The sequence below is a fragment of the Rhizorhabdus sp. genome, assembly GCF_018006725.1.
In the GTDB taxonomy this organism is placed as follows: Bacteria; Pseudomonadota; Alphaproteobacteria; order Sphingomonadales; family Sphingomonadaceae; genus Rhizorhabdus.
In genome coordinates, this window is sequence record NZ_JAGMXV010000082.1 from 1 (window position 1) to 19,060 (window position 19,060).

Consider the following 19,060-nt stretch of genomic DNA (forward strand, 5'->3'; position numbering starts at 1 on the left):
TGAAAATTACACCAATGCCGGGGGGAGTGGCCCTCGGGCTACGCCCTCACGCCACTCCCCCCGGCATGTAACACGATGGCCTGGTTTTACGCCGCCGAATGGCCGACTTTTGCTCCGCCGTTGACAGGCTACGGCAGCCGCTAACAGCCTGTCGACCGAAGCAACCCGTCTCTCGGCACTGGTCGGGCGCTTCTCGATGGACGCGAACCGCCGATCACCCGCCCAAAGCTCCGGCGCCTCGTGGGACGACGGTCAGACCTGGCTGCGCGCGGCCAGCTAAGCCACGGCCGTCCGACGATGCGAAGATCGATACCCGGCCTCACGGTCGGGTATCGTCTTATCGGGGTCAGGCGGCCAGCACCGGCGAACCGCCTTGCGCGGCTTCTCGGCGAAGCCTCTCCGTGATCGCATCCGCCGGCATCGCGCGCGCGAACAGATGCCCCTGCCCGTCGCGGCAGCCCGCATCGAGCAGCCAGGCCCATTGCGCCTCGGTCTCCACCCCTTCCGCCACGATCCCCAGACGCAGCGCCGTGGCGAGCCGAATGATCGCTCCGATTACCTGATCGGAGGCCTCGCCGGCGCCGATGCCGATGACGAAGGACCGGTCGATCTTTATCTTCGTGATCGGATAGCTCCGCAGATAACCGAGGCTGGAATAGCCGGTACCGAAATCATCCAGTGCGAGCCCGAACCCGAGGTCGCGCAACCGCGCCAGTTTCTCCCGCAAATGCCGGTCGTCCCGCAGGAATACGCCTTCGGTGATCTCCAGGTCGAACATCCGCGGATCGACGTCGATGTCGCGCACCAGCTCGCCGAGTCGATCGACGAAACCTTCCGTATGGAGCTGGCAGGACGAGATGTTGACGGCGACGCGGAGCGATAGCCAGTTCTTGCTGTCCTCGAACGCCTGCCGCAGCACGAACAGACCAAGACGCTCTATCAGGCCCGACTGTTCGGCAACGGGAACGAACAAAGCGGGCGATATCTCGCCTTTGGCGGGGTGGGTCCAGCGCACCAGCGCTTCGACCCCGACAGTCAGCCCGGCTGGGTTGACCTGCGGTTGATATTCGACCCGCAAGCCGCCGTCACGCAATGCGTCGGACAGATCCTGTTCCAGAATACGCCGCGCTCGAACCGATGCATCGACCTCGGCATCGAACAGCCGGTACTGTCCGCGCGCTTCGGTCTTCGCGCGGAGCAGCGCCATGTCGGCCTGGCGGACAACTTCCTCGGGATCGGTATCGCCATCTGACAACATCGCAATGCCGATCGTGCAGGTAACCGATAGCGCGCCGATCCCCAGCGCAAAGGGTTCCGCCACCGTCGCACACAGCCGATCGGCGAGCCGCGCCGCGCCATCGGGCGTGGCGTTCTCCAGCAGGATCGCGAACTCGTCGGCGGAAAAACGGGCGAGCATCTCGTGCTGGCGACAGGCGTGCAGCAGGCGAGCGCCTACCCGGCGGATCAGTTCGTCCCCCACAACATGCCCGTAGGTATCGTTCGCTTCGCGAAAGCGATCGAGGTTCAGGCATAATATGGCCGAAACCCCACCTTCCCGCCGGTTGCGTCCGGCCACTTCATGCAGTCGACGGACGAACAGGGTGCGATTGGGCATGCCCGTCAGCATGTCGTGAAAGGCGATATGGGTCGCACGCGCCTCGCTGGCCATCAGGCCGCGCGCCATGCGCCGCGTGCGGCGATGGAGCGCGAAGACCGAAAGGCACAGGAGCAGCAGCAGCAGGAAGAGCGGTCCTTTCAGCCGACCCAGCACGGCTGCGCTGGGGCGCGCCGGCTCCCAGCCAAGCGAGGCGACCGGCTTGCCTGCCGCGTCGGTCAGGTCGATGCGGGCTTCGTCGACATGGCTACCCAGTCCCTCTTCTCCCTCACGATAATGCAGCCCCCTGATGAGAAAGCGCGCGGCGATGAGGTCGAGGAAGGACCGATCGAGGCGTCGCGTGACGAGCACGAGTGGCGCGGTTTTGCCCAGCGGCCGGACGTGCCCCAGATCGGGGGATACGATCATCGCGATCACCAAATGAACCTGCCCGCCGATCCGGGCGGTGCCGGTCGCATAGGGTGGTGGCGGAGCTTGCCCGGCCATCTTTTGATCCGGCGAAGTACGGCGCTCGCGTTCCGAACGTCTCGCTTTGGCGATGACGGCATCGACCGCAGCCTCGGATAGCGGCGGTGGGCGCAAGGATATTCCCTCAGCGACATGGCTGAAGATCGGACGATTGGCGCGATCGAGAAGCGTCACCGTCTCGAAGCCGGCATTCTGGGTCAGATATACCCCGAGATTGTCGCGCGCCCAGAGCGGATCGAAGCGATGGTCCAGCCGCTCGACCGCCTCGTCCCACGCCAGCTGGGGCCGGATCGACGCGGCCAGCTCCGCAAAGCGCGACTCCACACCGTGCAGCAATATGGCCTGCTCCCGGACGGCCGCGTCGCGATCGACCTGACCGACAAGCACCATGATCATCGCCGCCGCCGCCACCAGCACGACGAGCGCGGTCGTGGCGAGCGGGCGAGTAAAATCACCCGACTCGAACATCCGCTCGCGAGGCTTGGTGAATCGATCCGGCGTCATGTCCTGCTCATGACACAGCATAGGGAGAGCGTCGGCAATCGCTCAATGGCCTATTACAGGTACAATTACGTGACAATGCAGGTCCGCTTATTGCACGGCCCCTTAACTTCGACTTTACCCGCATCGACTAACTCATCGCTTCCCCGGATCGGATTCTGCGGGACGCCCTATCGGGGCTTGCAATGAAAAGAGACCCAAGCGGATGAGGCGGACTGGCCCGGCGGAACCGATCGGTTTGCCCCGTCCGCGCTCCCTCCGCAGCGCGACCCTCTACGACCTTCGTCTAATATGCCGTCTCGCCCGCCACCCCAGGCGCACCGGGTACGGCAGCCTTAACCAATATCTTACCAAGTTCGGGCAGCGTGTCCGAACGATGTCCGAAGAGCTTTCCTTTCCCGCAGCCGATTCTCTCGATCGCTCTTCTTCCGCGATCGCAGGCAGCCATCGGCGCAAAGGGTCTGTCGGACACCGCATGCAATCCAGCCGTCGCGCCGGTGGTGGACATCGGGATGCCGTCGACAGGACGACGTTCCGGAGCGCGAGAAGCCTGCAGGAGTGGAAGTGATGACGCAAACACAAGGCTCGGAGCCGATCGTGATCGCCCTGGCGCCGGTCATAGATCGCAGCGCGGTCGTGCAGCATCTGGACGAACTGCGCTCCGCCTTCGGGGCCGGCCGGCCGATCGAGATCGGTTGCGGCGAAGTTCAGCAGATCGGGCAGGCGGGCCTGCAGCTGCTCGCCAGCGCCGTGCGAACCTGCCGCGAGCGCGACATCGCCATCAGCTTCAAGGACTGCAGGGGCATCGAACCGGTAATCCGACTCGCCGGCCTTGCCGACATGTTCATCGACCAAACGAATAGCGCGGGGACCAGCGCATGAAGATCGAGGAAATCCAGGACATCTTCTTCCAGGAGTGCGACGAAGGGCTCGGCCATGCCGAGACCGGGCTGCTCGCCCTGCAGTCGGGGAGCGGTGACGACGAGACCATCAACACCATTTTCCGCGCGGTCCACTCGATCAAGGGTGGCGCCGGTGCCTTCGGTTTCTCGGCGCTGCAGAATTTCACGCATCATTTCGAGACGCTGCTCGACCAGGTTCGCAGCGGCGAGCGCGCACTGACGCCGGATCTGGTGTCCCTGTTGCTGACGGCTTTCGACACGCTGGCCGACCATGTCGGTGCCATTCGCGGGGAAAAGCCGATGCCGGATGACGGTGCGGTCCTCGCCCAGTTGCAGGCCGTGGTTTCCGGTGCGGAGGTCGAAGCGGCGCCGCCGGCCGAATCTTCGGACCACTCGCTCGGCTTCGATCTCGATGCAATGATCGGGGCGATCGAAGACAGCATGGCACCCGCCGAGGATTGGGAGAAGGGCCCCGCCGACGAAGCGCCCGCAGCCGATGTCGAAGAGGCGCCGGCGTCCGAGGGGGCGGAAGAGCTTACCAATCTTTACGTCCGACCGCTCGACGGCGCGTTCGCCAATGGCGGCGAGCCATTGCTGCTGATCCGCGAACTGGTCGACCTCGGTGCGACCGTGCGGTCGGCCGATCTGTCCTCCATCCCGACGATCGAGCAATTCGATCCAGGCAAGGCCTATATCGGCTGGCACGCCACCATTCCTGCGTCCGTCCAGCGGTCGGATATCGAGGAAATTTTCGAATTCGTCTCTGATTGCTGTCAGCTGTCGTTCGATAAGAGCGGCCCCGACGCATCGGACGATTGCGAAGACGCGCCCGTCGTCCAGGCCGCCAGCGTCGAAACGGTCGGCGTCGTGGAGGAGAACAGCGCTCCGGTTGCCGAAGAGACCGTCGCCGCAGCTGCAGTCGAGGCCACACCGGCCGTGGCTGCAGTTCCCCCGTCGGCGCCGAAGAGCGTCGCTACCACTCCTGTACCGGCCCCCAAGCCGGCTGCGGACGCCGCCGCCGATGCCGAGAAAGCTGGCGCCATGGCGCAGGCCGTAGGCGTCACCCCGACGATCCGCGTCGATCTGGAGAAGCTCGACCGGCTGGTCAATCTGGTCGGCGAACTCGTCATCACCCAGTCGATGCTGGCCCAGCGCCTGCTCGACTGCGGCCTCTCGCATATCAGCGAACTGGTCGATCTCGACCATCTGACCCGCGAGTTGCAGGACAGCGCGATGTCGATCCGCGCGCAGCCGATCCGCTCGGTCTTCGGTCGCGTGCCGCGTATCGTGCGCGAACTGCAGGCCAGCACCGGCAAGCGCGTCGTCCTCGAACTCGAAGGCGAATCGACCGAACTCGACAAGACCGTCGTGGAACGGATCGGTGATCCGCTGACCCACCTGATCCGCAACGCCGTCGACCACGGCCTGGAAACGCCCGAGGAGCGCCTTGCCGCCGGCAAGCAGCCCGAAGGCCGGATCAAGCTCTCGGCCGAACATCGGTCGGGCCGCATCCTGATCAGCGTGTCCGACGACGGCAAGGGCATCGACCGCGAGCGCGTCCTGGCCAAGGCGATCGAGCGCGGGCTCGTCAGCCCCGACGCGAAGCTCTCGAACGAGGAGATCGACAACCTGATCTTCGCCGCCGGCTTCTCGACCGCGCAAACCGTTTCGAACATCTCCGGTCGCGGCGTCGGCATGGACGTGGTGCGGCGGAACATCAGCGCGCTCGGCGGCAGGATCACCATTTCCTCGCGCCCCGGCGAAGGATCGACCTTCACCATGGCGCTGCCGCTGACCCTCGCCATTCTGGACGGCATGATCGTCACGGTGGGACAGCAGACCTTCGTGCTGCCACTCAACCACATCGTCGAAACGCTGCGGCCGCGCGCAGACATCGTGAAGTCGATCGGCGCCGGCCAGTCGATGCTCAACGTTCGCGGCCACTGGCTGCCGGTGCTGTCGGTCGGCCGTGAACTGTCGGTCCCCGGCTCCCGGTCGGAGCCCACCGATGCAGTCCTGATCGTCGTGGAATCCGAGGAGACCGGTCGCCGGGTCCTGATGGTCGACGAGATCCTCGACCAGCGGCAGGTGGTCATCAAGAGCCTCGAGTCCAACTATGGCCGGGTCGACGGCATCGCCGGCGCCACCATTTTGGGCGACGGGCGCGTCGCGCTGATCCTCGACGTCGAGGCGATCACCTCGACGGTCAAGCACCAGCCCGAACCGGCTCGGAGCCTCGCTGCATGACGCAGTTCGACGCTCAGATCGCTTCGACTGGAACCGAACTTCCCTACACGAAGGCGGATTTCCAGGCGATCGCGAAGATGGTCCACGCGCATGCCGGCATCTGCCTGCCCGATGGGAAGGCCATGCTGGTCTATTCGCGGCTGTCCAAGCTGCTCCGCGAAACCGGGCAGCGCAATTTCGCCGACTATGTCCAGATGATCACCCATGACGCCCCGGAGCGCGCCCGCGCGATCGAGGCGTTGACCACCAACCACACCAAATTCTTCCGCGAGGATCACCACTTCAATCATTTCGAACAGGAAGTGCGGCCGGACATGATCGCCCGGCTGCGGCGAGGCGAACGCGTGAGGATGTGGTCGTCCGCTTCCTCGAGCGGCGAGGAGATCTATTCGCTGGCGATGGTCCTGCTCGGCAACGACCGTGGCCAGGGGCGTCAGCTGCTGCAGACGGATATTGCGCTGCTGGCGACCGATCTGTCGCAGAATGTGCTGAACATCGGCGAGGCAGGCGTCTACCCGACCTCCGCCACGACCGACATTCCGCGGCGCTATTTCGACTGCTGGACCGAGAAGGTCGGTGACGACGTCCGCATTCTCAAGGAAGTCCGCGACCTCGTCCGGTTCAGGAAGCTGAACCTGCTGAATCCCTGGCCGATCAAGGGTCTGTTCGACGTCATCTTCTGCCGGAACGTGATGATCTATTTCGATGAGCCGACCAAGGAGATGCTGCTCTCCCGGCTGACCGAACAGCTCGCGCCCGGCGGCCATCTCTACATCGGTCATTCCGAAAGGCTCATCGGCGATTGCACCGCCCGCTACGCCTCGATCGGCCAGACCATTTATCGAAAGATCCGCTGATGAGCGTTCGCTGTCTCATAGTCGACGACTCGCCGATGATGCGGGCCCTTCTGACGGGCCTGCTCGGCCGGGATCCCGGCATCGAAGTGATCGGAACCGCGCCCAATGCCCAGTCGGCGCGCGAGATGATCAAGGAACTGAATCCCGACGTCATCACGCTGGACATCGAGATGCCCGGCATGAACGGCCTCGACTTCCTCGAAAAGCTGATGCGCCTGCGACCGACGCCGGTCGTGATGTGCTCCACGCTCACGACCAAGGGCGCCGAAGCGACCCTGCGTGCGCTCGAGATCGGGGCGGTCGACTGCTATGCCAAGCCCGAGCGTCCATTGCAGGAATTGCTGGCGATCGACGACGGCAATCTCGCCAACATGGTCAAGCAGGCCGCGCGCAGCCGCCGCCGTTCGCCGCAGTTGAGCCAGCAGGCCGCGCCGCCGACCGACTATCGCTGCAACGACAAGATCGTCGGCATCGGCGCTTCCACCGGCGGCGTCGAGGCGCTGACCACGCTGCTCAGCGAATATCCCAAAAATTGCCCGCCGACGATCGTGGTGCAGCACATGCCCGCGACCTTCACCGCATCCTTCGCTGCCAGGCTCGACCGGCTCTGCGCGGCTGAAGTGGTCGAAGCGACGAGCGGCGCGCCGCTGGTGCCGGGACGCGTCTACATCGCGCCGGGCGGACTTTCGCACCTGATGGTCGGGAACGGCACCCATCCGATCTGCCGTCTGGTCGCCGCCGATCCCGTTTCGGGCCATCGCCCGTCGGTCGACGTGATGTTCCGCTCGCTGGCGCAGAGCTTCGGCGACCGCGCAGTCGGCGTGATCCTCACCGGCATGGGACGCGACGGGGCCGCCGGGCTTCATGAAATGCGACAGGCGGGTGCCCGGACCATCGGTCAGGACGAAGCCACCTGCGTCGTTTACGGCATGCCGCGCGCGGCCGCCGAAATGGGCGGCTGCGAAGCCGTGCTGCCTCTCGAGCGCATCGGCAAGAAGGTTCTCGATCTATGCAGCATCTGACGAGCGAATCGATCCGCGACCGCGTCAACGTCATTCAGGGGACGAACTTCGTCACAGCCGATCCCAAAATCGTGCTGACGACGGTCCTCGGCAGCTGCGTCGCCTGCTGCCTGTTCGACCCTCATGCGAAAGTCGGAGGGATGAACCATTTTCTGCTCGCGCAACCACGCGAAGGCATGCGCAGCGACAACACCGAAGCAGAGCGCTACGGCCTGTTTGCGATGGAGCTTCTCGTCAACGAGATGCTCAAGGCGGGTGCCACCCGCAGCACCTTGCGCGCCCACCTCTACGGAGGCGCGAACATGCACGCCGGCATGCAGGCGATCGGTACGAGTAACGCCCGTTTTGCCGAGGATTTTCTGGCGCGCGATCGCATACCGCTGGCCCACAGGGACCTCGGCGGCACGCAGGCGCGGCGGGTCGAATTCCGCGCCGCGATGGGACAGGCGCGCTGCCGCCTAGTCGAGGCCGAGGTGCCGGTCGAAGTGCGGCGACCCGCTGTCGTGCACGATCAGGGTGAGGTTGAACTTTTTTAACCGGATATGGTCCATAACGTCCGGGATACGCCACTCGGTGGTCCCGGCGGAACGGGAAAGGATGAAGCGATGTCCAAAACGATTTTGACAGTTGATGACTCGCCCAGCATGCGCATGCTCCTGCGCAGCACGCTCGTCGAGCAGGGGCACGACGTGCATGAGGCGGAAGACGGCATCGCCGCGCTCGAGTGGTTGTCCACCAACGAGAAGCCGGATCTGATGATCACCGACATCAACATGCCGCGCATGGATGGTTTCGGCCTGGTCGAGGCGGTCCGCGCCAAGTCGGTCCATCGCGACATGCCGATCCTGGTCCTGACGACCGAGAGCTCGGACGAGAAGAAGGCCCGCGCCCGTGCCGCCGGGGCCACCGGCTGGATCGTCAAACCCTTCGACCCGGCGAAGCTCGCCTCGGCTATTCGCCGCGTGACCGTCTGACCGGTCTCCCTCCTCAGCGAGAAAGGAAATTCCGATGAGCCGTCAATTCATCACCTTCCAGATCGGCGAGCAATATCTCGGCGTCGACATCATGGCGATCCGCGAGATCCGCGCCTGGACGCCCACGACCATGCTGCCGCACGTTCCGTCGCATGTGCGCGGCGTCGTCAATCTGCGCGGCACCGTGCTTCCCGTGATCGATCTCGCCGCCCGCCTCGGCTGGGGCCTGACCGATCCGACGGCCCGCCACGTCATCATCGTGGTGCGCATCAACGACCAGCTTCAGGGTCTTATCGTCGACGCAGTGAACGATATCGTCACGATCGACGAATCCGCCCTGCAGCCGCCGCCTAGCCTGAGCGACAACGAAGCCTCGGAATGCCTCGACGGCATCGCCTCGGTCGAAGACCGCATGGTGATGATCCTCGCGCTCGATCGCCTGTCGATCGACGTGCCCGTCGGCCAGATCGCCGAGGCTGCCTGACAACTTCGAATACCCAGGAAATGATGATGGAAACCGCCCGTGTTCTGATTGTTGACGACTCGCTGACGATGCGAGCGCTGTTCAGCGGGGTGCTGGAGCGTGCGCGGGGGATTGAAGTCGTGGGCATGGCAGCCAATGCCGATGAAGCCCGCGAACTTATGATTCGGCTGAAGCCGAGCGTGATTACCCTCGACGTCGAAATGCCTGGGATGAGCGGTATCGAGTTCCTCGAGGAGATCATGCGCGAGCGGCCGACGCCGGTCGTGATGCTCTCCACGCTGACCCAGAAGGGCGCCGAGATATCCTTCAAGGCTCTCGAACTTGGCGCGGTCGACTGCTTCCCCAAGCCGAAAAGCGCGACGCCGGAAGAGTTCAATGCCCTGGCGCCGAAGCTCGCCGCGCTGGTGATCGCTGCGTCGAGCGGAGGGGTGAAGAAGGCGAAGCCGACCACCAAGCCGGCGGCGCACGACGCGTTCGACTGGAATGGCAAGATGGTGGCGATGAGCACATCGACGGGCGGTGTGGATGCGTTGATCAACCTGCTGCCGACGTTCCCGGCCAACTGCCCGCCGACCGTCATCTGCCTGCCGATCGATCCGGGCTTCATCGACCCGCTCGTCAAGCGCCTGAAGGCTGCCTGCCCGGCGCAGATCGTGCTTGCCGAGGATGGCCAGCCGCTGAAGCAGGGACACATCTACCTAGCTACCGACCTGGGCTCGCACGCAGTCATCGATCGCTGGCCCGATCCGTCGCTGCGCCTGCTGCGCTCGGACCCGGTCGGCGGTTCACGTCCCTCGGCCAGCCTGTTGTTCGCGACGGTCGCCAAGACCGCCGGGGCCAATGCGGTCGGTTGCATCCTGACCGGACTGGGTACCGATGGCGCGGCCGGCCTCAAGGCTCTGCGCGCCGCAGGTGGCTATACCATCGCCGAAGACGCAAGCACCTGCGTCGTCGATCAGGCTCCTTCGGCGGCGCGTGCAGCGGGAGCAGTCGACGTCAGCCTGCCCCTCGGTGACATCGCAGCCGCCATTTTGAACAGCTGCCGTCTGGTACGGGACGCAGCATGACGAGAGAGGTCATGCCATGACGATAATCGGACAGAATGACGTACTTGCTATGCTGGCCAGCGAACTCGACGCTGCCCAAGTACAGCTCGAAAAGCTCGGCATGGTGCTGATTGCGGACCCCAAGACCGCATCACAGCATATCCGAGAGTTGCAGTCGCTCGACCATGTCAGCCAGCGCTGTGCCTCGGTCGCGACGATCCTGCGCTCGCAGGACATTCGCGCCGCCAGCTATGCGGCCACTCTCGAGAGCATCACTGCCCGGCTCCACCATGCCAATGGTTCGCTGACCCCGGACGAGCCTTCGGACTCGGGCGACGTCGACTGGTATAACTGAGCCGGATCGGGCACCCGACGGCCGAAGGTTCAGATCGATCTTCGGCCGCATCCGGCTAGGGTGCGACCATGCCCAAGATGGTCCGCAAGGGCGACCTGCCCACCAAGATCTGCGCACGGTGCGACCGCCCCTTCGCCTGGCGGAAGAAGTGGGAGCGTGACTGGGAGACGGTGCTGTATTGCTCGGACCGCTGCCGCTCAGCCAAGCCCGGCAAGAAATGACTCCGCTTCGCGCATGATCGTCTCGCGTCGGGCGACGTCGAACCCGTCCCACAGGTCGACCATGCGCTTCATCCGCGGATTGCTGCGCAGTCCGTCCCGATGGGTACCGATGAAACGCCAGTAGAGCAGGTTGAACGGACAGGCCTTCCGCCCCGTCTTAGCCTTCACGTCATAATGACAACTGCCGCAATAGTCCGACATGCGGTCGATATAGGCCCCGCTCGCCGCATAGGGTTTGGACGCCAGCAATCCGCCATCCGCGAACTGGCTCATGCCCACCGTGTTGGGCAGCTCGACCCACTCATAGGCATCGGCATAGACGGCGAGATATCATATATGAAGCTCGTGCGGATCGATGCCCGCGAGCAGGGCGAAATTGCCCGTGACCATCAGCCGCTGGATGTGATGCGCATAGGCCTCTTCCTTGGTCTGGCGGACGCAATGGCTGATGCAGGCCATCGGCGTATCGGCATCCCAGTAGAAGGCCGGCAGCGGCCGGCGGGCATCGAAATGGTTGACCCGGTCATAGCCGGGCATGCGCCACCAATAGATGCAGCGAACATATTCGCGCCAGCCGATGATCTGCCGGATGAAGCCCTCTACGCTGTTGAGCGGCGCCCGCCCTGCCCGCCATTCGGCCTCGACGCGCCGGCACATGGCCAGTGGATCGAGCAGGCCGGCGTTGAGATAGGGCGAGACGACCGCGTGGAAGAGGAACTTCTGCCCACGCAGCATTGCATCCTGATAGCTGCCGAAATCTGGCAAGGCGCTGCGCAGGAAATGGGCGAAGGCTTGCTCCGCCTGCTCGCGCGTCACCGCATAACCGAAAGGGCGAAGGTCACCGAAATGGTCAGGGAAGCGCCGGTCGACCAGATCGAGCACCTCTGCCGTGATCGCGTCCGGCGCAAAGCTCAGCGGCCGCGGCAGGAAGAGGTCGTCGGACGCAGGCTTTCGGTTCTCGGTATCGAAATTCCAGCGGTCGCCAACCGGCTTTCCGCCATCCATCAGCAGCCCGGTCTTCTTGCGCATCAGCCGGTAGAAATGCTCCATGCGCAGCATCGACCGGCTTTCCGCCCAGGCGACGAAGTCGTGGCGGTCGGCGATGAAGCGCTGGTCGGGCAATAGCCTGGTTTCGGCCCAGCCCTGCATCTCTTCCAGCAGCCGCCATTCGCCCGGCTCCGTCGCGACGACGCAGGACGCACCATGCCGGGCCATTGCCCGCTCGACCTCGCCCCGGAGCGAACCGCTATTGCCCTCGTCGTCGAGCCGGACATAATCGACCGTCCATCCCGCCGCGCGCAACTCCTCCGCGAAATGGCGCATCGCCGAGAAGAGGAAGGCAATCTTCTTCTTGTGGTGGCGGACATAGGTCGCCTCTTCCATCACCTCGGCCATCAGCACGACGTCCAAGGCCGGGTCCGCTGCCTCGAGGGACGACATGCGAGGACTTAGCTGGTCTCCGAGGAGCAGGATGATGGTGCGCGCCATCGGTCAGCCCTAGGCGCGCCAACGCGCCCGCGCAGCCTGTCCCTCGGGGTATCGCAGCCACCCCACCCTCGCCGAGGATGGGGGCTGTCGCTACAGTTTCACGCGGAGGGTGAGCCGGCCGTTGATCGGGGCGCCCGTCGAGATGTTGTTATTGTTGTGCGCGTCCGAGAAATAGGTTTCGTCGAACAGGTTCTCGACATTGAGCTGGACGTCGATCCGGTCGCTCGCCTTTAGGAACAGCGCCGCGTCGACCCGGGTAAAGCCGGGCAGGCGCGTGGTGGTCGGGACCGTGCGGATGGCGGCATATTGCGACGACTGGTGGATCACGCCGAGACCGACGCCGAAGCGAGGGTTGACGTCGTAACGGTTCCACAGCGACGCCTGATGGCGCGGCACCTGCCCCAGCCGGACGAAGCCGTTCCCGCGCAGCTTGGCGTCCTGATAGCTATAGGCTGCGCTGGTCTGCCACCCCGGAGCGATCCGGCCGGTGACCGCAGCTTCCACGCCCCTGGTCCGCGTGCCGCCGATGTTGATGGTGGCCGCGACATTGTTGGGATCGGGCGTCGTCGCGTTGGTCCGATCGAGTTGGAACAACGCGAGCGTTGCGCTCAGATCGGGGCGGATGTCCCATTTCGCGCCGATTTCGTAATTGGTGAAGCGTTCGGGCGCGAGGTTCGACTGGGTGGCGGTCAGGCTCAGGAACTGGTCGCCCGACCGCGGAAGGAAGGAACGGCTGAAGCTTCCGTAGAAGGACATGTTCTCGCGCGGCTTGAGGATCAGGCCGAGGCGCGGGCTGACCTTTTCATCCGTGCGGGCAAAGGGGCGCGGCGCGGCGCCGATGAAATCACTGCCTTCGATCCGGAAGCGATCGTAGCGCAGCCCGACGACGACATCGACATGGTCGCCGAACGCGATCTGGTCCTGCGCGTAGACCGACAGGACGGTGACGTCTGATTTGGTGTCGCGTGCAAGAGCGCCGAACTGGACCGTCGGATAGACCGGGTTCGCGAGATCGAAGACACTGTTCGACAGAGTGCCATTGCGGCGCTGATTGGCCGAGCGCTGGTCGCCATATTCGAGGCCGCCGAGCAGCGTGTTGCCGACATCGCCGAGCGCGAATTTCCAGACGAGGTTGGACTGGACGATGATGTTCCGGCGGGTCGTCGGATCCGTGTAGCTCGACAGGACGACGGTGCCTTTGTCCGACGACGCCGGTCCGTTGGCGAAGACATTGGTGTAATATTTGTCGTAGTCGCCATAAAGAAGGGTTGTCGACCAATCGAGATTGTCGGCCAGCTCGCCGTCGAGGCGCGCCTTTGCGATGTGAGCCTCGAGGCCGGCGCGGTTGATGCCGGGAACGCCCACGAAAGTGTCGCGCTGGCCGCGCACAGGACGATTGGGCTGCCCCGCGCCGGTCGCGACCGACGGGATGCCACGATCGGTCACCCGGTCGTCATTCACATATTCATAGGACAGACCGAGCTTCCAGGCGCCCAGGTCGACCGCGACATACGGATTCACGGCATAGCGCTTGCCGTCGAACCGGTCGCGATGGTTGTTCAGCTCTTCGTAGAAACCGTTGATCCGGATCGCCGCATTGTCGGCCACGGGCGCGTTCACGTCGGCGGCGATGTCCCAGGCGCCGAAGCTGTTGACGCTGCCCTCTGCGGTCGCGCGAAGAAGGTCGGCCGAGGGGGTCTTCTGAACCCGATTGATGATGCCGCCGCTGCCGCCGCGTCCGAAGATCAGGGCGAACGGTCCCTTCAATATCTCGACCCGCTCGATATTGTAGAGGCTGCGATAATATTGAACGTCGTCGCGGACGCCGTCGAGGAAGAAGTCGGCGGTCGTGTTCTGCCCGCGTAGCGTGATCTGGTCACGATTGCCTTCGCCCTGCCCCACCGTCGTGCCGGGGACGTAGCGCAGCACGTCGGCCATGCTGCGCAGGGCCTGATCGTCGATCCGCGCGCGGGTGACCACCGAGACGGTCTGCGGCACGTCGATCAGGGGGGTGTCGGTCTTGGTTGCGGTGGCGGTGTCGTCGGCCTTGTAACCGACCGCCCTGCCGGTGACGATGATAGTCCGGCCGTCGCCCCGGTCCGCATCATCTGCCTCCGCCGCGTGGACGGGCATCGACAACGCTGCACAGCACAACAGAAACGCGCGACTCATTTCGCCTCCCCAACGCCAAGTCGGAGCGGCCCATAGCGATCATTCTCCGCTATTGCCAGTCATTCTCATGTGCAGCACACTCAGGCTGCTGCCGAGGTAGCGCTATCTGTCTAACCAATTCAAAAATGCACCGAACGCGCCGAGACCCAACGCCCACCAGAAAATAATTCTGCCCAAGTCCCACAGGACACCAGTGGAGGAAGATTTCGGCGGTTCGGGATAGTTTAGGTGTTCCGCCAGCGTCAGCGATCGATGCCAGATCGAATCCTTGCGCGGACGCAGCGACCGGAACGGCGTCTCGCTCTTAAACGGATTGAACCCGCAGAGCGCCTCGCCCAGCTCGATCGGAATATCCCATAGATAAGCGGTATCGGGATCGGTGCCATCCAGCACTGCCAGCCGATCATGGATGGGACCGAATTCAGGCGGAAGCGTTCCTTCGGTTTCCAGCACATCCCCCACCACGTCGATCTTCCACAGCGCTTCGCCATCGCGCACGGCAATCATCAGCCCGCTCAGCGTGTCGACCTGATCCTGATAGTCGCAGGCCAGGACCGTGCCGTGGCCCGACAACTCGCGCAGATTATCGGGATGGGCGAGGCCATTGAAATTGGCATAGAGCACCGTCCAGCCCGTCTCGGTCCGGCCCCAGGCATAGGGGTCCGCCGCACAAACAGCGACATCCTCCTTACCCGTCTCCTCCAGCCCCAGCAGATCGAGTAGGACCTCGCCCGGAAGATCGCGGACCGCGATCCAGCTATCATGCACGCTCATGACTATTTCCCCTTCTTGACGGGCCGGTCTGACCGATTTCCTTGCCGGAACTGATGCAGGATGGACCCGACGGGAACCGATGCGCCGGCCATAAAATCGCGCGGCAGGAAATGGTCGACGCGATACAGATCTCCATATTGGGTCCTGGCTCTCGTCTGCGCACGGCTGAGCCCTTTCTTGGCGTGGCTTGCGCCGAACTTCGCTTCGACGATACCGATTCCGGCAGCCGTCCGGACCCGATGATCGGGTACGGTATAACCGCCGCCCCGAAGATATTGTCTTGGCGGACCTTGCTCGACGCTCTCTCCCCGCAGTCGTGTCCGCTGGCGGGCGAGCATCTCGCCGATCTTCCCCTTCTTCTTCGGCGCGAGTCTGTCGATACCCCGCATGACCCCGAGGCCGGGAAGCAGTGCGACATTGCCGTCGACGGCGCCCGAACGAACTCTGCCGGCCAGACGCACAAGGTCCTGCTGCGATCGCACCCCTTGGTCCAAAAGATCCTGCACCCCAGCCGAGATGCCCCCGCTCACCGCGCCGACATAGTGCGGCTTGCCTGCAAGCGCCGCCGCCACACCCGCCGCGCCGCCGATAGCGCTGCCTGCATATTCGCCAAGAGAGCCCCGCTTGCCGCGCAGGACATCTCCCACCCCCTGGGTGGCGACACCGACGCCTGCTCCGACTCCAGCCAACTTGCCCGCTTCGCTCGCCAGCAGTCGGGTCGCGACCGCCATGCGCGGCGCTCTGGTCGCCGTGGCCAGGGCAAAACCTGGCACCGCGATCTGAGCGCCTGTTCCTACAGCCTTGCCTAACACCCGCGCATGCGGATGAACCGCGGCGTCATAGCGGTTCTGCGCCTTCTCGGCCTTGAAGCACCGATCAAATGCCGTTTGGAACGATTTGCCATGTGACGCATCGATAATCGCATTGACCACCGCCGGAGTATAATCTCCCAAATCGAAAGGCGCCGAGTCAACGACGCCCCGCAACCCGGCCTTCGCGCTTTCCCACCCCGAAGATCTATTCATTCGCTTCTCTCTGCCAATCGCCCACTACGCCAGGGAGGCCCAGCGCCTGGGCTGCCCTGCGATTCCAGGAGTGAAACAGCCATACACTTCCCAACAATGCAAGAACATTTAGAGAACAAATGTCCTTAAACTTCTTGGGGCGATGGAGAAGATCATGGCCGCGATACCGGAGAGAAAGTTTCGCGGCGGTGTAACATATTGTCTTTGCAAATCATTCTTGCATTCTTTGGGCAGATTTCACGACCCTTACGCCCGTGAACATCGACTGCGACGTGCCGCGGCACCGATGCGCGATATGCGATCCAAGTCGACGTCGCAGTTCTAGCGAATGATGATCTTATCCCGTTCTACCGCCTTGCTAGGCAAAGGCCTGGCATCAAGTTCTAGCGATTGGAGGACACCGACAGTTCGCTCCCCCCTGCACGCAAAGAGCGATGGACATTTTGATTTCGCCGGTAGAGAACATAGCCGGGGAGCATGCTGCTAAGAGGAATAAGATGATGCGATCTGAATCGATGGTTCGTTTTGGTCGACTAACCTTTTTTGCTGCGGTTTCTGCCTTGGCGCTGACCGCATGTTCCAGCAAGACTGAAGAGAAAGCTGCCGACACGACGACGGCGAGCACCACGGATACGGCCGCTCCGGCTGCCACGACGGCCGCACCGGCGGCTGCGCCTGCAGCGTCGGCTGCGCCTGCAGCGGACAATACCGACACCACCGACGGCACCAAACTTGCCAGCTTTACCGGCGATGCGACAAAGGGCGAAGCCGCCTTCGTCGCCTGCAAGACCTGCCACGACCCGGTCCAGAACAAGATCGGCCCGCATCTGGGCGGCGTCGTCGGCCGCAAGGCCGGCAGCGTTGCAGACTACACCTATTCGCCGGCCAACAAGAACAGCGGCATCACCTGGACGCCGGAGAAACTGTTCCAGTATCTACAGGGCCCGCAGCGCGTGGTGCCTGGAACCAAGATGGCGTTCAGCGGCATCCCCGATGCGCAGAAGCGCGCCGACGTGATCGCCTATCTCGCAACGCTCAAATAATATGGGGTCCACCTCGCCGGCGCAGGTCGGCGAGGTGGACCGGAAAAGACGCAGCAAGCGTCAATGCGATCAGCGGCCAGGGCGCTTCGACCAGCGCCAATCGCAATGCCACCATCATCAAGGCGCCAGGCAGGAGCCTCAGAGCTGCGTCGGCAAAGGTCCAGTTCCGCACCCTGACCAGCCAGAAGAGTTCGGCTGCAATCACCAGCAGGACGAGATCGGCGGCGTGGCCGCTGGAGAACGCCCAGGCGAGCCAGCCACTCAGCTAAACGGTCCGTTCAGCCGCACGATCGTCATGTTGAGATAGCCGGCGAAGGTCACCCACATCAGATACGGCAGCAACAATATCGCTCCAGTGAGCGACCGGCGCCAGATGAAGACGATCAACCCCAGGATCGACACCCAGAGCAGGATCACTTCGACCATCGCCCAGTCGGGCCGGTGAAGCTTGAAGAAGAGGAGGCTCCAGAGAATGTTGAGAAAGCCGTTGAGAGCGAACAGCCCCAGCAGCCACTCGCGTTCGTTCCAGCGCATCGCCAGCCAGCCGTTGACCGCCGACAGCGCGGCGCAGGCGAAGATCACCGTCCATCCGACACCATAAGCGGCATCCGGCGGCGCCCAGCTTGGCTGAGCAAGGCTCCGATACCAGGGTCCGATGTCGGTAATGGTCGCTCCCATCACCGCCACTATCGTTGCAACCACACCGGCGATCACAGTGGGAAAAAGCCAGGCCCGATTCATCTGGTCAGGCCCGCCGTTTGCAGCAGGTGGCGCATATCTTTCAGGAAGATCCGCAGATAGGCTGCCGGTTGCGCATAGACCAACCGCTTGTCCATATAGGCTGGCCATATCAGTTGTTGCACGTCGCGGTCCTCGCACATCGTCACGAAACGCTCTCGGCGCCGGTCATTCCGATACCAGAAATATTGCATGATCCGAAGAACCCAGAACACATGTCCATGAGCCCGCATGAAAGCGCGACGCGCCCGCCGCAGAGCCTTCGGGTTGCCCGACAGGAGGAAGGCACCGACCGCAGAGGCTGCCTCACGCCCGGCGACCATCGCGTAATAGATGCCCTCGCCCGACGCCGGGGCAACGGCACCGGCAGCGTCGCCCGTGACCAGTACGTCGCGCCCGTTGTCCCACCGCTTGAGCGTCCTGAGCGGGATCGGCGCCCCTTCCCGCCGAATGGTCGCGCAGCTGTCGAGACCGGCATTGGCGCGCAGCCGCGTAATCGAGTCGCGCAAGCCGAATCCTTTGATCGCACTGCCGACGCCGACACTGGTCGTATTTCCGTGAGGAAATACCCAGGCGTAGAAATCCGGCGACAAGGCGCCATTATAGAACACGTCGCAGCGGCTGCGATCGAACAGCAGGTCGTCCGCCGAGGGCGATTCAATCACTTCATGATAAGCGAAAACGCAGGGCATCTCGGCGGCATCGGGCAAGGTGGCTCGCGCCACTTTGGAACGGGCTCCATCGGCCCCGATCACGCAGCGCGTCGGCACGCGCTGTTCGGGTCCGCCGCGCCTGTCGGTGTAGACCACGATCGCGCCGCCATCGGCATCACGCTCGATCCGCTGGAAGCTACCGGTCCTGCGTTCGGCGCCCGATGTTTCGGCGCGGGCGCGGAGCCATTCATCGAAGCTGTCGCGATCGACCATGCCCACAAAACCCGTCCGGCGGCGCTCGTCGACCAGCATGTCGACCTTCTGGTCGCGCGGATCGATCATCCGCGCCGCGACGGCACGGCCGACGAGGAGATGGTCCGGGATCGCGAAGTCGCGGATCAGTCGCGGCGGTATCGCACCGCCGCACGGCTTGATCCGGCCACCCCGGTCGAGCAACAGAACATGGCGCCCATCC

The 19,060-nt window shown here is 63.9% G+C and carries 18 protein-coding genes and 1 pseudogene; 11 read left to right on the plus strand and 8 right to left on the minus strand.

The genetic code is table 11. From position 1 onward, the window contains the following. Nucleotides 1-346: 346 nt before the first annotated feature. Nucleotides 347-2,587 carry an EAL domain-containing protein gene (locus KAY22_RS12875; RefSeq protein ID WP_296623856.1) on the minus strand — a complete coding sequence of 747 codons (2,241 nt, stop codon included), beginning with the start codon at nucleotides 2,585-2,587 and terminating at the stop codon, nucleotides 347-349. Nucleotides 2,588-3,151: 564 nt separating this feature from the next. Here KAY22_RS12875 and KAY22_RS12880 point away from each other — a divergent pair. The 10 genes from KAY22_RS12880 to KAY22_RS12925 all read left to right on the plus strand — a co-directional run bounded on the left by KAY22_RS12880 (nucleotide 3,152) and on the right by KAY22_RS12925 (nucleotide 10,692). After that, on the plus strand, nucleotides 3,152-3,466 hold the full coding sequence (locus tag KAY22_RS12880; protein WP_296623857.1) for an STAS domain-containing protein: 315 nt from the start codon (nucleotides 3,152-3,154) through the stop codon (nucleotides 3,464-3,466). Next, entirely contained in the window at nucleotides 3,463-5,733 is a 2,271-nt protein-coding gene (locus KAY22_RS12885; RefSeq protein ID WP_296623858.1) for a chemotaxis protein CheA, read from the plus strand. Before KAY22_RS12880 ends, KAY22_RS12885 begins: the two co-directional genes overlap by 4 nt. Next, nucleotides 5,730-6,590: a protein-glutamate O-methyltransferase CheR gene (locus KAY22_RS12890; protein ID WP_296623859.1), complete on the plus strand. Its 861-nt coding sequence runs from the start codon at nucleotides 5,730-5,732 to the stop codon at nucleotides 6,588-6,590. Before KAY22_RS12885 ends, KAY22_RS12890 begins: the two co-directional genes overlap by 4 nt. Then, complete coding sequence (locus tag KAY22_RS12895) at nucleotides 6,590-7,612, plus strand: chemotaxis response regulator protein-glutamate methylesterase (RefSeq protein WP_296623860.1); 1,023 nt, start codon at nucleotides 6,590-6,592, stop codon at nucleotides 7,610-7,612. Before KAY22_RS12890 ends, KAY22_RS12895 begins: the two co-directional genes overlap by 1 nt. Further along, a complete protein-coding gene (locus tag KAY22_RS12900) occupies nucleotides 7,600-8,148 on the plus strand; it encodes a chemotaxis protein CheD (protein ID WP_296623861.1) in 549 nt (182 codons plus the stop codon). The genes KAY22_RS12895 and KAY22_RS12900 overlap by 13 nt, the downstream gene beginning before the upstream one ends. Nucleotides 8,149-8,217: 69 nt before the next feature. Further along, entirely contained in the window at nucleotides 8,218-8,586 is a 369-nt protein-coding gene (locus tag KAY22_RS12905) for a response regulator (protein WP_296623862.1), read from the plus strand. Between the two features lie 34 nt (nucleotides 8,587-8,620). After that, the gene (locus KAY22_RS12910; RefSeq protein ID WP_296623863.1) at nucleotides 8,621-9,070 is read left to right on the plus strand and encodes a chemotaxis protein CheW; all 450 of its coding nucleotides are present in this window, start codon (nucleotides 8,621-8,623) and stop codon (nucleotides 9,068-9,070) included. Nucleotides 9,071-9,093: 23 nt separating this feature from the next. Next, nucleotides 9,094-10,137 carry a chemotaxis-specific protein-glutamate methyltransferase CheB gene (cheB, locus tag KAY22_RS12915; RefSeq protein ID WP_296623872.1) on the plus strand — a complete coding sequence of 348 codons (1,044 nt, stop codon included), beginning with the start codon at nucleotides 9,094-9,096 and terminating at the stop codon, nucleotides 10,135-10,137. Between the two features lie 16 nt (nucleotides 10,138-10,153). Then, on the plus strand, nucleotides 10,154-10,471 hold the full coding sequence (locus KAY22_RS12920) for a hypothetical protein (RefSeq protein ID WP_296623864.1): 318 nt from the start codon (nucleotides 10,154-10,156) through the stop codon (nucleotides 10,469-10,471). Between the two features lie 68 nt (nucleotides 10,472-10,539). Continuing rightward, nucleotides 10,540-10,692 (plus strand): DUF2256 domain-containing protein, encoded by a 153-nt coding sequence (locus tag KAY22_RS12925; RefSeq protein ID WP_296623865.1) that lies wholly within the window; start codon nucleotides 10,540-10,542, stop codon nucleotides 10,690-10,692. Here KAY22_RS12925 and KAY22_RS12930 read toward each other — a convergent pair. From KAY22_RS12930 to KAY22_RS12945, 4 genes and pseudogenes are all read right to left on the minus strand, one after another. Then, nucleotides 10,669-12,180: pseudogene (locus tag KAY22_RS12930) on the minus strand (cryptochrome/photolyase family protein). The gene KAY22_RS12925 and the pseudogene KAY22_RS12930 sit on opposite strands and share 24 nt — an antisense overlap. A 90-nt stretch (nucleotides 12,181-12,270) precedes the next feature. Next, complete coding sequence (locus KAY22_RS12935) at nucleotides 12,271-14,352, minus strand: TonB-dependent siderophore receptor (protein WP_296623866.1); 2,082 nt, start codon at nucleotides 14,350-14,352, stop codon at nucleotides 12,271-12,273. A gap of 102 nt (nucleotides 14,353-14,454) precedes the next feature. Next, nucleotides 14,455-15,126 carry a hypothetical protein gene (locus KAY22_RS12940; RefSeq protein WP_296623867.1) on the minus strand — a complete coding sequence of 224 codons (672 nt, stop codon included), beginning with the start codon at nucleotides 15,124-15,126 and terminating at the stop codon, nucleotides 14,455-14,457. Between the two features lie 2 nt (nucleotides 15,127-15,128). Then, nucleotides 15,129-15,857 (minus strand): hypothetical protein, encoded by a 729-nt coding sequence (locus KAY22_RS12945; protein WP_296623868.1) that lies wholly within the window; start codon nucleotides 15,855-15,857, stop codon nucleotides 15,129-15,131. Between the two features lie 728 nt (nucleotides 15,858-16,585). Between KAY22_RS12945 and KAY22_RS12950 the strand changes: the two genes are divergently transcribed. Next, nucleotides 16,586-17,194 carry a cytochrome c family protein gene (locus KAY22_RS12950; RefSeq protein ID WP_366514088.1) on the plus strand — a complete coding sequence of 203 codons (609 nt, stop codon included), beginning with the start codon at nucleotides 16,586-16,588 and terminating at the stop codon, nucleotides 17,192-17,194. On the opposite strand, the gene KAY22_RS12955 is transcribed toward KAY22_RS12950, so the two are convergent. The 3 genes from KAY22_RS12955 to KAY22_RS12965 all read right to left on the minus strand — a co-directional run. Then, entirely contained in the window at nucleotides 17,187-17,399 is a 213-nt protein-coding gene (locus KAY22_RS12955) for a hypothetical protein (RefSeq protein ID WP_296623869.1), read from the minus strand. The genes KAY22_RS12950 and KAY22_RS12955 overlap by 8 nt on opposite strands. Nucleotides 17,400-17,455: 56 nt before the next feature. After that, a complete protein-coding gene (locus tag KAY22_RS12960; RefSeq protein WP_296623870.1) occupies nucleotides 17,456-17,935 on the minus strand; it encodes a TspO/MBR family protein in 480 nt (159 codons plus the stop codon). After that, nucleotides 17,932-19,060 (minus strand): geranylgeranyl diphosphate reductase (locus tag KAY22_RS12965; protein WP_296623871.1); only part of this gene is annotated, 1,129 nt, incomplete at its 5' end. The genes KAY22_RS12960 and KAY22_RS12965, both read right to left, overlap by 4 nt.